The organism is Jeotgalibacillus sp. ET6, from assembly GCF_029667115.1.
In the GTDB taxonomy this organism is placed as follows: domain Bacteria; phylum Bacillota; class Bacilli; order Bacillales; family Jeotgalibacillaceae; genus Jeotgalibacillus.
The window spans coordinates 286,627-300,814 of sequence record NZ_JARUIU010000001.1 but is presented as its reverse complement, the minus strand read 5'-3'; the positions used below and the strand labels follow the sequence as shown (position 1 = coordinate 300,814).

18 protein-coding genes are annotated in these 14,188 nt (G+C 39.9%); 6 read left to right on the top strand and 12 right to left on the bottom strand.

What is annotated here, in order from left to right:
• The first annotated feature begins 188 nt into the window (after window positions 1–188).
• On the top strand, window positions 189–338 hold the full coding sequence (locus tag P6709_RS01480; protein ID WP_278239110.1) for a hypothetical protein: 150 nt from the start codon (window positions 189–191) through the stop codon (window positions 336–338).
• A gap of 154 nt (window positions 339–492) precedes the next feature.
• Window positions 493–921 (top strand): DUF2621 domain-containing protein, encoded by a 429-nt coding sequence (locus P6709_RS01475; RefSeq protein WP_278239109.1) that lies wholly within the window; start codon window positions 493–495, stop codon window positions 919–921.
• Between the two features lie 51 nt (window positions 922–972).
• Here the strand turns inward: P6709_RS01475 and P6709_RS01470 are convergent, their stop codons facing one another.
• From P6709_RS01470 to P6709_RS01460, 3 genes are all read right to left on the bottom strand, one after another.
• The gene (locus P6709_RS01470; protein WP_278239108.1) at window positions 973–1,455 is read right to left on the bottom strand and encodes a CcdC family protein; all 483 of its coding nucleotides are present in this window, start codon (window positions 1,453–1,455) and stop codon (window positions 973–975) included.
• A gap of 136 nt (window positions 1,456–1,591) precedes the next feature.
• Window positions 1,592–1,957 (bottom strand): response regulator, encoded by a 366-nt coding sequence (locus P6709_RS01465; protein WP_278239107.1) that lies wholly within the window; start codon window positions 1,955–1,957, stop codon window positions 1,592–1,594.
• An 82-nt stretch (window positions 1,958–2,039) separates the two neighbouring features.
• Window positions 2,040–2,747 carry a cytochrome c biogenesis CcdA family protein gene (locus P6709_RS01460; protein ID WP_278239106.1) on the bottom strand — a complete coding sequence of 236 codons (708 nt, stop codon included), beginning with the start codon at window positions 2,745–2,747 and terminating at the stop codon, window positions 2,040–2,042.
• Between the two features lie 320 nt (window positions 2,748–3,067).
• Between P6709_RS01460 and P6709_RS01455 the strand changes: the two genes are divergently transcribed.
• Window positions 3,068–3,262, top strand: coding sequence for an aspartyl-phosphate phosphatase Spo0E family protein (locus tag P6709_RS01455; protein WP_278239105.1), 195 nt, complete (start codon window positions 3,068–3,070; stop codon window positions 3,260–3,262).
• A 129-nt stretch (window positions 3,263–3,391) separates the two neighbouring features.
• On the opposite strand, the gene P6709_RS01450 is transcribed toward P6709_RS01455, so the two are convergent.
• The 5 genes from P6709_RS01450 to yneA form a co-directional block, all read right to left on the bottom strand.
• Complete coding sequence (locus P6709_RS01450) at window positions 3,392–3,613, bottom strand: YneF family protein (RefSeq protein WP_041057670.1); 222 nt, start codon at window positions 3,611–3,613, stop codon at window positions 3,392–3,394.
• A 170-nt stretch (window positions 3,614–3,783) separates the two neighbouring features.
• Window positions 3,784–5,790 carry a transketolase gene (gene tkt / locus P6709_RS01445; RefSeq protein WP_278239104.1) on the bottom strand — a complete coding sequence of 669 codons (2,007 nt, stop codon included), beginning with the start codon at window positions 5,788–5,790 and terminating at the stop codon, window positions 3,784–3,786.
• A 275-nt stretch (window positions 5,791–6,065) separates the two neighbouring features.
• Window positions 6,066–6,299, bottom strand: a complete 234-nt coding sequence (locus P6709_RS01440; protein ID WP_278239103.1) for a DUF896 domain-containing protein — start codon at window positions 6,297–6,299, stop codon at window positions 6,066–6,068.
• A gap of 77 nt (window positions 6,300–6,376) precedes the next feature.
• The gene (locus P6709_RS01435) at window positions 6,377–7,030 is read right to left on the bottom strand and encodes a YneB family resolvase-like protein (protein WP_278239102.1); all 654 of its coding nucleotides are present in this window, start codon (window positions 7,028–7,030) and stop codon (window positions 6,377–6,379) included.
• Window positions 7,031–7,060: 30 nt separating this feature from the next.
• Entirely contained in the window at window positions 7,061–7,387 is a 327-nt protein-coding gene (gene yneA / locus P6709_RS01430; RefSeq protein WP_278239101.1) for a cell division suppressor protein YneA, read from the bottom strand.
• Between the two features lie 162 nt (window positions 7,388–7,549).
• On the opposite strand from yneA, the gene lexA reads away from it, so the two are divergent.
• The 3 genes from lexA (at window position 7,550) to P6709_RS01415 (ending at window position 9,104) form a co-directional block, all read left to right on the top strand.
• Complete coding sequence (gene lexA, locus P6709_RS01425) at window positions 7,550–8,170, top strand: transcriptional repressor LexA (RefSeq protein WP_278239100.1); 621 nt, start codon at window positions 7,550–7,552, stop codon at window positions 8,168–8,170.
• Between the two features lie 110 nt (window positions 8,171–8,280).
• Window positions 8,281–8,901 carry a 3'-5' exonuclease gene (locus P6709_RS01420; protein WP_278239099.1) on the top strand — a complete coding sequence of 207 codons (621 nt, stop codon included), beginning with the start codon at window positions 8,281–8,283 and terminating at the stop codon, window positions 8,899–8,901.
• A gap of 80 nt (window positions 8,902–8,981) precedes the next feature.
• The gene (locus P6709_RS01415; RefSeq protein WP_278239098.1) at window positions 8,982–9,104 is read left to right on the top strand and encodes a hypothetical protein; all 123 of its coding nucleotides are present in this window, start codon (window positions 8,982–8,984) and stop codon (window positions 9,102–9,104) included.
• A gap of 154 nt (window positions 9,105–9,258) precedes the next feature.
• On the opposite strand, the gene glnA is transcribed toward P6709_RS01415, so the two are convergent.
• From glnA to hflX, 4 genes are all read right to left on the bottom strand, one after another.
• Window positions 9,259–10,593: a type I glutamate--ammonia ligase gene (gene glnA, locus P6709_RS01410; RefSeq protein ID WP_278239097.1), complete on the bottom strand. Its 1,335-nt coding sequence runs from the start codon at window positions 10,591–10,593 to the stop codon at window positions 9,259–9,261.
• A gap of 36 nt (window positions 10,594–10,629) precedes the next feature.
• The gene (locus P6709_RS01405; RefSeq protein WP_278239096.1) at window positions 10,630–11,025 is read right to left on the bottom strand and encodes a MerR family transcriptional regulator; all 396 of its coding nucleotides are present in this window, start codon (window positions 11,023–11,025) and stop codon (window positions 10,630–10,632) included.
• Window positions 11,026–11,605: 580 nt separating this feature from the next.
• Entirely contained in the window at window positions 11,606–12,865 is a 1,260-nt protein-coding gene (locus P6709_RS01400) for a methionine gamma-lyase family protein (protein WP_442905295.1), read from the bottom strand.
• 51 nt (window positions 12,866–12,916) lie between these two features.
• The gene (gene hflX, locus P6709_RS01395; RefSeq protein WP_278239094.1) at window positions 12,917–14,185 is read right to left on the bottom strand and encodes a GTPase HflX; all 1,269 of its coding nucleotides are present in this window, start codon (window positions 14,183–14,185) and stop codon (window positions 12,917–12,919) included.
• Window positions 14,186–14,188 lie beyond the last annotated feature (3 nt).

Sequence of the window (14,188 nt, the reverse complement as noted above, 5' to 3'; positions counted from 1 at the left end):
AATTCAATTCTTTACTTCTAATCACTCTTTTTATGGAAGATGTGTTAACATCGAAAATAAATTAAACTTTCCGCTTTAGTAGATAGATTTTTTATAAGCTTGTCCGCATAAAAATTCATACTTTAGGCGGATGTATTATTTATAATATTCTGATAATATTACATTACACTTGAAAGGAGGGACGCTGCATGCGTAAAGTTGAAAATGATTTTATTAAAGAAATGGAACAAAAGGTGGATGATTATGTCACGGTGACGGCGGACGACCAAAACTTTTATAACATTCGTCGCGAGAATTTACATCAGCTCGTTTCCCTCGGTTACAGACAAATTAAATAAATCCTGCCGTAAATGGTAAGTCAGCTGCAGATTAAAGAGGACTCAGACAAAGAATCTGAGTCCTTCCTTATTTTCCTCAGCGAATCAATCTTGATGTCAGCCTCATTGTCCCTTATAATAAGGTATAATGGATCTTATATTGAGGTGAAGCATGATGCTTGACGGATGGTTTTTATGGTTTATATTGTTCTGGATCGTTGTTCTCATCAGTTTATTTGCGATAGGTGGATTTTTTATGTTTAGAAAGTTCCTTAAGAGAATGCCTAAACAGGATGGTAAATCCGATTTGGACTGGGAAGAGCATTATGTAAAACAAACCATTCATTTGTGGGGCAGAAATGAACTCGCCCTGCTTGAGGATTTAGTAAGCCCTGTACCGGAATTATTCAGGGACGTAGCTAAGCAAAAAATAGCAGGTAAAATAGGTGAACTTGCTTTAAAAGAAAAAGCAAAAAAAATCGATCTTGACCTTGTGATACGAGGCTATATTATCGCTACTCCTAAACGTGATCATAAGTTTCTGCGCAAAAAAATGTCTGATTTAAATATTGATTTACATTCTTATGAAGATTTATTTGCCTAAAATGAATTATTCGCATAAAAAAAAACAATCTCATTTTGAGATTGTTTTTTTTTATGCGAATTGAGAAGCTTCTTTTGCTGCTGACCCTGTCAGCTTTCGATACTGAAAATACATCGCAACTCTCCAGGGTACGATCATTCCAAAAGCCAATACCCAAAACATTCCGCTTAAAGCGCCAAGATCGATCGTTGAACTAAGCAGCACTTTCAAAATTACTCTCAGAACCAACAGGCCTATAAGTATAAAGGGAAAGGCTTTAGAAGGCTTTAAGAAAATCCCCTTTTCCTGTACCTCAAACTTAGATGTTTTAATCAGTACAATAGAAAAAATCATCCCGACAAGTAATGCCTCAATAAATTCAATGGGTGTCAAGCGAAAAAAAGGAAACAGAAACATCAGTGCACCAGTACTCATAAATAATGGAGGCAAAATGATCTTTTTAGCTGACACAGGACGTTTCGCTGCTTTCATACGTACCATCAGGACAAGTGAGCCCATTAGGACGGCGACAACGGTTGACCAAAATACAGGCATGCAGACTCCACCTTTTAACCTTAATACACTTATTATATAAGAGATAATGGCTTTTGTAAAAATCATTTAAAAATAAAACCGATTCATAAAGAATCGGTTCGCTTTCATCCGTTCATTTCTCAGCTGTTTAAAGTATTCAGGATGATTTCATCACTCTGTTTAAAGAATCAATTACTCTGCTGCCATCAAAAGGTTTAACAATAAAATCTTTAGCTCCGGCTTCAATGGCCTCAATGACCATCTTTTGCTGGCCCATCGCTGAACACATAACCACCTTAGCTTCCGGAAACTCTGATAAAATCTTCTTTGCTGCTGTTAAACCATCCATTACCGGCATGGTTATATCCATTGTAACAAGATCCGGACGCAGCAAACGGTATTGAGCAATTGCTTCTTCACCGTTTTCCGCTTCCCCTATTACGTTATAATTTGATTGGCTGAGCATATTACTTAACGTCATTCTCATGAATTTAGCGTCATCAACAATTAATACATTTCCCATCTGCCTCACCCTTATATATGGAGTATACTCATACTATACTCCTGATACTAAAGTCCTGCAACTAAAAAGAGTGTAAATTTTACTAGAAACCTTGAAAATCACCAAAAAATGGAGACAGCAGTTTAATTATATATGTCAGACCGTCAAAGAACAAAACGATTCCCATTATAATCATAATCCATCCACCAGCAATTGTAATTTTTCTGCTATTCTGCTTAATCCATTGCATTTTCCCCAGAAAGAAAGAAAGGATGAAAAAAGGAAGGGCAAATCCTAAAAAGTAAGCCAGCATATACAGCATAGCTGATTCAGGATTTGTAGCCGCCAAAGCAGCTACTGCCGCTAAGATAGGTCCCATACAGGGCGTCCATCCTGCTGCAAAAGCCAAACCGATTAAAGAAGAACCTAAATATCCAGCCGGCCTGTTTTTAAATTCAAATCTTCTTTCTTTCATCATGAATTGCGGAGTTATCAATCCGACAATCATCAATCCAAAAAAGACAATTAATATAGAGCCTATTTGCCGGATTGGATTTTGATAAATGACAAAAAATTCATAAAACCAGGATGAGGTAAATCCGATTGCTATAAACACAAGAGAAAACCCTAAAAGGAAAAATAAAGTATGCAGCATGCTGCGTTTTTGCATCATCCCATTTTCCTCTGATAACTCCCGAACAGACATTCCGGTTATGTAAGATAAAAATGCTGGATATAAAGGCAGCACGCAAGGTGAAATGAAACTTAGAAATCCTGCTGCAAATGCAATGAATATATTTAAATCAGTCAATTTAAAACCCCCTGCTGCTTTTTCATAAGTACTGCGTCTCAATAAGTTTATCACTCCTACCTCTTCATTAGTACAAAGGGAGTTCCAAACTTTTTGTGACATCTCACATAAAGCCTTACGATCTTTCACCAACTAACCATAATAAATGGGGTGAACAAATAAAAAACCATCATTTTCATCTGAATTACATATAAAATAAAGCTTTACAGTATATTTGCTTTGAAATCTGGCTATAACTTTTGTATAATAGACTACAAGTTACAGCAATTACAAAAAATGTATGGGTTAGAATCAGGAAACTCATCGAAAGGACAACCTATATGGCTGACCAGTACAGACTGCTCAATCAAATTGAAAAGAAAAGACAAGTACTGATCAATGCAGTGGCCAAAGAAGGTCTTAACTCCTCATTAGCAGTTCAATATTCTCAGGAACTCGATGATTTACTTAACCATTACGATCGCTTGTTTACGCAAAACGTTCACCATTCTCCTGGATCACTTGCTCAGGCCTGAAGTTAAATTCAATTGAAAAAGCAATCAGCGAAACGTTTACGCTGATTGTTTTTTAATTTTGTTTCCATATTTTTATTATGTAAAGAAATATCCTATAAAAAAGCACTTCCCTATTGGAAGTGCTTCCTCTTATTTAGACTGCTGCTTATTCATCGCACTCATCATTTGGTTAATTTTCTTTTGCGATGGTTTTTGTCCCATCTGCATCATCATCATTCGAAGCATTTGCTCATTAATTGGCGGATTTTTCTTAAGATACGTCATCATATACTTACGTGCGATGAAGAATCCAAGCGCAACACCTGCTAGCAAAGCCACGACAATTAAAACAATCGCAAGCCATAATTCCATCTTTCATTTCCTCCTATCAGTTCTCTCTATAAAAGTGTACAAGATCATAGTCGATTATACAATGATTTCTTTCTACTTCCTAGATATATTGAACCTATTTTCTTTTCCATCCCTCTTTGTTTTACAAGTAGATAGAAAAAGCTGAAGACATTTGTCTCCAGCTCTTGTTCTTAGGATTCAAGCAGTGACTTGACTCTTGTAACCACGTTTTCAACGCTGAAACCATACTCTTTTAAAACGGTTGCTCCAGGTGCAGATGCGCCAAATGTAGAGATTCCTAATACATCTCCTTCATCCCCGGTGTATCGTTCCCAGCCCAGTGGTGCAGCCATTTCAATTCCAAGACGTTTTTTCACGTTTTTCGGAAGAACAGATTCTTTATACTCTTTAGATTGCTTTTCAAATCGATCCCACGAAGGCATCGAAACGACAGCTACATCAATGTTTTCTTTTTGAAGAGCTTGCTGCGCTTCATAAGCTAGCGTTACTTCAGAACCTGAAGCCAATAACAGCGCATCAGCTGTTTCTTTCTGAGCTGCAGATACTACATAGGCACCTTTTTTCACGCCTTCGTATGCTTTATCTGCTGTGGCAGGCAAGGTCTTTAGATTTTGACGAGTTAATACAAGAACAGTTGGGTGGTCAGTCGCTTCAATTGACAACCTCCAAGCTGCTGCGGTTTCATTTCCATCTGCCGGGCGCACCACCGATAGATTCGGCATTGCACGAAGCGATGGCAGCTGTTCTACCGGTTCATGAGTCGGACCATCTTCACCGACTGCAATGCTGTCATGAGTGAATACGTACGTTACTGGCACACCCATCAAAGCAGACAAGCGAATTGCCGGTCTTACATAATCACTGAATACGAAGAACGTTCCTCCATAAACATGCAAACCGCCGTGCAGAGCCATGCCATTTAAAGCTGCCCCCATAGCAAATTCCCGAACACCAAACCAGATATTACGTCCATCAGGTGTTTCAGCTGTAAAATCTTTCTCTTCTTTCATCATCGTATTATTAGAACCTGCAAGGTCTGCTGATCCTCCAAACAATGTCGGAAGAGATTTAGCAAGAGCATTTACTGTTTCACCTGATGAAGCACGGCTGGCTATACTCTTACCTTCTTCAAAAACAGGCAGCGAATCCTCCCAGCCCTCAGGAAGCTTCCCGTCTAATGCGTCACTTAATTCTGTAGCAAGTTCAGGATATGCCTGTTTGTATGCAGCAAACCGATCATTCCATTTTTTTTCTGCTTTTTCCCCATTTTGACCAACCAACTCGTCAAAGCGCTCATACACTTCATTTGGCACATGGAATGCTTCTTCATATAACCATTCATACGCTTTTTTAACCAGTGCTGTCTCGTCCGTTCCAAGTGGAGCACCGTGAACTTTCGATGACCCGGCTCTGTTTGGAGATCCGAAACCAATTACAGTCTTAATCTCAATCATCGTCGGACGGGAAGAATCAGCTTTCCCTTGTTCAATCGCATCAGCTACATTGCCGACATCATTTCCATCGTCTACCCGGATATACTGCCAATTGTAAGATTCAAAGCGTTTTTTAACACTCTCAGAGAAAGAACGGTCAAGATCTCCATCAAGTGAAATATCATTTGAATCATAAAGTACAATAAGCTTATCAAGTTTAAGATGACCTGCTAAAGAAGCAGACTCAGATGAGATGCCTTCCATCAAATCTCCATCACCACATAAAGCATATGTATAATGGTCGACAACATTATGGTCCTCTTTGTTAAATTTCCCGGCAAGATGTTTTTCAGCCATTGCCATACCTACTGCCATTCCCAAACCTTGCCCCAGAGGTCCTGTTGTTGCCTCTACCCCTTTGGTATGTTTATATTCAGGATGGCCTGGAGTTTTAGATCCCCACTGGCGGAAGTTTTTAATTTCTTCCATTGGAAGATCATAGCCTGAAAGGTGAAGAAGACTGTATAAAAGCATAGAACCATGACCAGCAGAAAGAACAAAGCGGTCTCTGTTGAACCAGTCAGGGTTTTTTGGATTATGATTCATAAATCGAGTCCATAGAGTGTATGCAAAAGGGGCAGCTCCCATAGGCAGACCGGGGTGTCCGGAATTTGCCTGATCAATTGCATCAATAGAAATTGTTCGAATTGTGTTAATAGCTAAATCATCCATTTTGGTAAACATCAACAACATCCCTTTCATATCTTCATATATGATCTCTATTGTACGCAAAATTTTCGAGATGTACAAACATCTTACTATGCATTTTCAAAAAAAGGAGAAAACTTTGCTCTGAATCGTACCTCCTGCGATTTAAACAGTATAGCCGTAAGGTATAATTTGAAGACTAACCGAAAATTCTATACAAAAAAACTTACAGCCGGTTTTTGCCTGCTGTAAGTCTTTTAATTTAGTCAATACCTTCATAAATTTGGCGGCATTAAATTAGAAATTCATATTTAATGCAATCTTTTTTTATTCTTCAAGTCCTTTACTTTCTGAGGGGTTACATCTTTGCCTTCAGGATCGATAACCTTTACGTTCTCAATGGTATCCTTCATTGTTCCTCTGAAAGCTTTAAGGTACTCTTGACGTAATTCCTTTTGCTCAGCTAATTCTTTTTCGGACAAAGAATCCTTTTTTGCTTTGTTCGATAAAAAATTAATACGGTCCAACTTTTCTTTAGGTAACATTACTGCCATCCTTTCGCTCTGTAGATCAAATTATTTCAATCTTACATAAAAGTGAAAGGATTATCAAGAATCCTGTTTTATTCTTCCGCTTCCTTTAATGAAATCAGCTCTCTGTACCTTCGATGCACAGTCGCTTTTGAAACATCATGCCCAAGTCCCCTCAAAGTAGCAGCTATATCATGAAAAGTAAGCCCGTTTTTTCTTAATCGGACAATTTCTTCTACAGGAACAGGTATTTTATCCCGGCCATCTTTGTTACCACGATTTTTAAGGTTTTTTTCCGGACGAAATCCTTTTTCAACTGCCCGCTTCATCCCCCTTTTAATCTTAAGATTGTGAAGCTTTCTCTGGTGTTCCTCGACCATACTGACAATCTGCAAAATCATCGTATCAGACTCAGATAGCTGAAGCTCTCCATCATGACTGACAGAATAAATGGTAACTCCTTCTTTTATTAAGGTGTGGATAAGAGCAATTTTCGCATTCCCTCTCCCTATCCGGGTTTCATCCTGTATAAGAAGACCAGTAATATCCTGCTGTTTGATTAACTCAAGTAAATAAAATACTCCATCTCTTTCAAGATCGTAGCCGCTGGCTTGTTCCTTAATGGTCTCAATTATCTCAAAACCGTTTCTTTGAGCAAGCGATGCAAGCTCTTCTTCCTGACGGTTCAATGAGGTCTCCTGTGATTCTTTTTCAGTGCTCACACGGCAGTACACAATGACTTTCATTTCGTAAATCCCCTTTAATACAACGAATTATTAGTCCTCTGATGCGAGTTGAATACCATCTTCAGTGTAATAATCTTCAGATTGTACAGGAAGCACAAGTGTGTCCCCTTCTTTTATAAGATGTGAAGAAAGTTTATTTTCTGAAGTCACCCATTCAATAAATTCCTTTTCTGATAATGAAAGGCTGTTACCGTATTCCTGTGAAAGCCCCCATAATGTATCTCCCTGCTGTACTTTTATTTCAACCAGGCTGCTGTCCTGATTATCCTCAGCTGAAAATGTTAAGTAAAGACCAAAAATAAAGGATAAAACAATAAATAAAATAACGAAAGAATATTTTTCTATCAGTTTCGACATTGTTCTGCCTCCCAGACCGAATATTTGTTCGTATTTGTTGTTTTTAGTATAAACCGAACATTTGTACGGGTCAAGTTAAAAATTCGAACTTATGTTTGTATTTTTATAAAAATCATGATATAATATAGGTAAGAATTGGATAATGAAAAGAGGGACGGCTGTATGAAAAAACTATCAAAAAGACAATTGGACATACTCGACTTTATAAAAAGAGAAGTTAAAGACAAGGGATATCCACCCTCCGTCCGTGAAATCGGACTGGCAGTTGGACTTGCATCAAGTTCAACCGTCCATGGCCATCTTGCCCGACTGGAAAATAAAGGTCTGATAAGAAGAGATCCTACTAAACCAAGAGCAATTGAAGTAATGAATTTAGATGAAGATACGATTCCAACGCAGCGCGTGGTAAACGTTCCTCTCGTCGGTAAAGTTACTGCCGGTTCGCCGATTACAGCAATCGAAAATGTCGAAGAATATTTCCCGCTGCCCGAGCGGCTTGCTGCAAATGAAGAAGCAGTTTTTATGCTTGAAATCATGGGGGACTCTATGATTGAAGCAGGTATCTTGAACGGTGATTACGTTATCGTTAAACAGCAGCAATCCGCAAACAATGGCGAAATAGTCGTTGCAATGACCGATGAAGAAGAAGCTACAGTGAAACGGTTTTTTAAAGAGCAGAATCATGTCCGTCTTCAGCCGGAAAATTCATCAATGGCTCCGATTATACTAAATTCAGTCAGCATTTTAGGAAAAGTAATCGGGGTATACAGACAGGTTCACTGATATTCTAAAACCGGGTAAATTTCCGGTTTTTTTCTTTTTCAAGCTTATGAAGCTTGTCCTTTATCTATGCATTTAATTCTACATATACTTATCTATGGAGGTTATTAAAGGTGAATTTCACAGCGCTGGATTTTGAAACTGCCAATCGAAGCCGCAGCAGTGTATGTTCTGTAGGGGTTGTAGAGGTTACGAATGGCATTATTACAAATGAATATTATTCTTTGATAAATCCTGTACAGAGGTTTGATTCAATCAATTGCAGCATACACGGTATATATGAAAAAGATGTTCAATCTGCTCCTACTTTCTCAGAATATTGGCCAGCTTTAAAGGAGCAGCTTGAAAACAAAGTGGTTATTGCGCACAATGCCAGCTTTGATATGGGTGTCCTTCGGGCAAGCCTGGACGCTATGTATGGCAGCTACCCAACAATTGACTATGGATGTTCTTATATACTCGCTAAAAAAGCATTTCCTTCCCTTCATAGCTACAGGCTGTCTTCCATTGCAGACATGCTTAACATTCCACTGAAGCATCACCAGGCACTCGATGATGCACGTGCTTCAGCAAAAATAGTTTTAGAAATAGGCAGCCGTGAGGAAGTTACAACCATTGAAGAACTCCACAATAAAATGGGCGTAACATCAGGCAGGATTTATCCAGGGGGTTACAGAGCAGCATCCGGAGCCAGAAAGAGAGTATCAACTAAACGCTCGTCATTTTACAGATAAACATTTTTTTATATTATAAGTTTATTTCATCGGATTTACGTGTAAACAATTACCATAGGGTGATACGAGGAGGATTTCTTATGCGTACGCTTTTCGCAGAAGCAAGACGTAAGTTTGCACAGGATGCTGTCAGTCAGGAGCGCAATAAAGATCTGAAAAGCAAAGCCAAAACTTCCCGCCCAAAATTCAGGAGTAAAGCCTAATTCACAGAATTAATTTAATGAACCACCCTATGGAATCCTCTTTGTGACCTCAGTGTCGGAAAGGGGATTTTTATGGATTAATAATCAATTTTTAAAAAAGTCTGAATGTACAAAAACCCCCTTAAGCCTGAGCTTAAGGGGGTTTTTTGTGAAATTAGTACATTTCTAAATACTGCTCCCGCTCCCATGGGTGCACTTGCGTACGGAACATATCCCATTCGATCTCTTTCGCTTCAACGAAGTGCTCGAAAATGTGTCCGCCAAGAGCGTTGATGATGACTTCATCTTTTTTAAGTTCTTCCAGAGCAGCGAATAATGTACCTGGAAGGTCTTTGATTCCTGCTTCTTCTCTCTCATCTTTGTCCATCACATAGATGTTGCGGTCAATCGCATTTGGTGGTGTAAGCTGATTTTTGATGCCATCAAGGCCGGCACTTAATAAAACAGCCATAGCAAGATAAGGGTTTGCTGCAGGGTCAACTGAACGTACTTCAACACGTGTGCTTAATCCGCGGGATGCAGGGATCCGGATCAAAGGGCTGCGGTTACGTGCAGACCATGCAATATAGCAAGGGGCTTCGTAGCCTGGTACTAGACGCTTGTATGAGTTAACTGTAGGATTTGTTACTGCTGTAAATGCGGATGCGTGTTTTAGCGTTCCAGCCATAAATTGACGGGCTGTATCACTAAGCTGCAGCGCTCCATTTTCGTCAAAGAAAGAATTCACACCTTCTTTAAACAATGACATGTTACAGTGCATTCCTGATCCGTTTACTCCAAACAATGGTTTTGGCATAAACGTTGCATGCAGACCGTGCTTTCTGGCAATCGTCTTAACAACCAATTTAAACGTCTGAATATCGTCGCAGGCAGAGATGGCATCTGCATATTTAAAATCAATTTCATGCTGCCCAGGAGCTACTTCATGGTGAGAAGCTTCAATTTCGTAGCCCATTGCCTCAAGCTCGATTACGATATCACGGCGGCAGTTTTCGCCAAGGTCAGTTGGTGCAAGGTCAAAATATCCACCTTTATCATTCAGTTCCAATGTAGGATTTCCGTTTACATCAAGCTTAAAAAGGAAGAATTCAGGCTCAGGCCCCAGGTTGAAATCAGTGAATCCAAGCTCTTCCATTTCCTTAAGGACGCGCTTCAGGTTATTACGCGGGTCTCCTTCAAATGGGGTTCCATCTGGATTATATATATCACAAATCAGACGGGCAACTTTTCCGTCACCAGCTGTCCATGGAAATACTACCCATGTATCAAGGTCTGGATAAAGATTCATATCAGACTCTTCAATACGAACAAATCCTTCAATTGATGAACCATCAAACATCATTTTATTGTCTAACGCTTTTTCGAGCTGGCTTACAGGAATTTCAACATTTTTAATTGTACCGAGGATGTCAGTAAATTGAAGGCGGATAAAATTTACGTTTTGTTCTTTCGCTAATCGAAGAATGTCTTCACGTGAAAATTTACTCATTGGTTAAATTCCTCCTGTTTTATGTAATTGATATGGCTATCGGAAAAAGCGTGACAGATCGCCTGCGCGAAGACTTGATCGGCTGATTTTTCCTGGACTGAGCATTTCTTTTTTAAGTAATGTTCTCAATTCATCATCAGTCAATTCCGGTTTTTTCGCTACGGTATCCCTTTCAGCTGGTTCCTTTTGACTTACAGCAAGAATTTTTTTTATTCCTGCCATATTGATGCCTTGTTCTAATAGATCTTTTATTTCTAAAAGTCTATCAATGTCGTTTAGCGAAAATAATCGGCGATTCCCTTCTGTTCGAGCGGGCGCAATGAGCTCGTGCTCTTCATAGTAACGAATCTGGCGAGCTGATAAGTCCGCTAACTGCATCACAATGCCAATTGGAAATAATGGCATCGTCCGTCGAATTTCACTGCCTCCCATTAGTTAATCCCCTTTCGTTTCCCTATCGACAAGTCAATCTTATCGCATGGAATAAAAGGTGTCAATAACATGTTAGGTTTTCTTACATCAAAATCTCCTTTTTTTAAGAACACTTCTTACATTCCCCACTTTTCTTTTTTTATGCATTAAAATGATTAATTATTATTTTTAATTTAAATGAGCCTGGGACAAAAGTGTCTCAAGCCCTACGACCGGTTCACTGCGCTTCAGGCGGACGCTTTCCGCAGGGACGGCGCTGAGCCCTCCTCAAGGCTTTGCCTTGCGGGGTCTCAGCTTGCCGTCATATCCTGCAGGAGTCGCCACCTTCCGCTCCGCTCACCTACTACTAGTAATAAATAGATCCTCATTTTTTAAACTTCTTGAGTTTTGTCCCAGCCTCTTCAAGAGCTACTTTTACCTGCTATCATTTCTAAGTAATGTTTTTGCCCCCCCCATCTTATTGAAAATGGGGATCCGGGAGCCACTCCTCTTATTATTTCTAAATAAATTCAATCATAGATTTGTCTTTAGATTGCTTTCTTTTAAACAACCGTCGGCTAAAAGCATGAATGAATGATTATTAACCGAGTTTAATCGACCCTTTTTCATAAATTTCATCTAAAGCAGAAGTTATGGCAATTTTGACATGTTCATAGGTTAGACCGCCTTGAATATACGCAGCATAAGGAGGTCTTAGGGGCCCATCTGCAGATAATTCGATACTTGCGCCCTGGATGAATGTCCCTGCAGCCATAATGACATCGTCTGCATAGCCGGGCATATAGCTTGGGTAGGGGGTGAAATGTGCATTGACCGGTGAAGCTGCTTGAATAGCTTGACAAAATGCAATCATCCGGTCCCTGTCCCCAAATTCCACTGCCTGAATTAAATCAGTTCTTGGCTCTGACCAGTGAGGGACCGTTTTCATTCCTGCCTCTTCCAGTAAAGCTGAAGTGAAGACAGCACCTTTGAGGGCTTGAGAAACGACGTGCGGCGCCATAAAAAAGCCCTGATACATCTCCTGGAGGGAATACAAACTGGCTCCAGCTTCCGCCCCAATTCCCGGTGAGGTCATCCGGTAGGAGCATTTCGTAACAAGATCCTCCCGCCCAACGATGTAGCCCCCTGTTTTGGCTATTCCTCCACCAGGATTTTTGATTAACGATCCTGCCATAAGATCAGCACCGACGTGAGCAGGTTCACGCTCTTCCACAAATTCTCCATAACAATTATCAACGAAAGCGATAATAGAAGGGTAATGGCTCTTTATTTGTTCAATCATTGATTTGATCTCTTCTATACGGAAGGAAGGCCGCATTGCATAGCCTTTTGAACGCTGAATACCAATCATTTTCGTCGCAGGATTAATCGCTTCAAGGATCTTATCCAAATTTATGGAGCCGTCTTCTTGCAGATCTACATGATTATACCCTATATTAAATTCTATTAGTGACCCGTTCCCGCTGCCTCTTAACCCCACAATTTCTTCAAGAGTGTCGTAAGGCTTTCCTGTAATATAAAGCAATTCATCACCAGGCCGCAAAACACCGAAGAGGGCAATAGAAATAGCGTGTGTACCTGATATAATTTGGGGTCTTACCAAACCTGCCTCAGCTCCAAACACCTTCGCATAAACCTGTTCAAGACGCTCTCTTCCCTGATCATCATATCCATACCCGGTTGAAGGGGTAAAATGACTGTCGCTTATTTGATACTCCTTGAAGGCAGACAGTACTCGATATTGATTTTCTTCTGCTGTGCTTTCAAACTGCCTGTGAATCGCTGCAATCTTTTGTACTGCTCTATTAATAAGAGGGGTTAGTTCCTCTTGATTTTTCAGATAAGATGTCATTTCATACTCCTCTAAGTTAATAACTGTTGGCTCGCTTACTCAACGATCTCTCAAATTGTGCTCTTTTAATAGACCTTCAATAGGTGAATGCTTTGGAATAAACCCTGACAGTTTGTATTCTTCTTTATCTTCTTCAAAGGTCAGTTCTTTAATAACCGCTTCCCTTTTGAACTTCGCAAGGAGGCCGCCTTCATTTGATGAAAGATTCATTTCAAAAGGGATCATTAATTCGATCATCGCCTCTTCAATTTTCTCTTTCAGCTTTTCTATATCGTTCAAATCCAAAGCTGAAATCAGCATCCAGTTTTGATTTGGAGAAGCCGTGAATTGATTCCAAACTTCATCTTTTTTATTGTAAACCGTCATTGTTGGAATATGATCCATCTTCAGTTCTTTAAAGAGCTTATGAACTGTTTTTTCATGTTCAACATAGTCCGGATGGGAAGCATCCACTATATGAAGCAGCATATCTGCTTCATTTACTTCCTCAAGTGTAGATCGAAAAGAAGCAATCAGTGTAGTCGGCAGATCCTGAATGAAACCAACCGTGTCAGTCATGAGAACGGAATAGCCGCTTGGCAGCAGCAGCTTTCGCGTCATCGGATCAAGCGTTGCAAAAAGCTGATTTTCTTCAAAAGAATCCGCTTCAGCAAGACGGTTGAATAAGGTGGATTTGCCGGCATTGGTGTACCCCACCAGAGCAATTTGAAATACGTTATTTTTTCTCCTGCGTTCCCTGTACTGTTCGCGGTGTTTAACCACTTGATTTAATTGTCTTTTCACTTCCGCAATTTCATTTCTTATATGTCTGCGGTCCGTTTCCAGTTTTGTTTCTCCGGGTCCTCTGGTACCAATTCCTCCCCCGAGTCTGGAGAGTTCAATGCCTTGGCCTCCCAGCCTTGGCAGCATATATTCAAGCTGAGCCAGCTGCACCTGAAGCTTTCCTTCTCTTGATCTTGCTCTTTGGGCAAAAATATCTAAAATAAGCTGAGTTCTATCGATAATTCTGGCACTTAGCACTTTTGACAAGTTTCGATTTTGGCTGGGGGAAAGTTCACTATTAAATATTATGACATCAGGCTCAAACTCTTCTTCTAACGCCTGAAGTTCTTCCACCTTTCCCTTGCCTATATAAGTACCAGAATGAATCCGGTCCCTGTTCTGTGTCAGAATGGAAATCACTTCGCCCTTCGCTGTTTCAGTCAGTGCTTGTAATTCCTGCAGGGACTGTTGAATATGTCTGTCACTTTGGTTAAGCTGCACCCCTACTAATATTGCTCTTTCTTTACTATAGTTTTGATCTGTCAATTA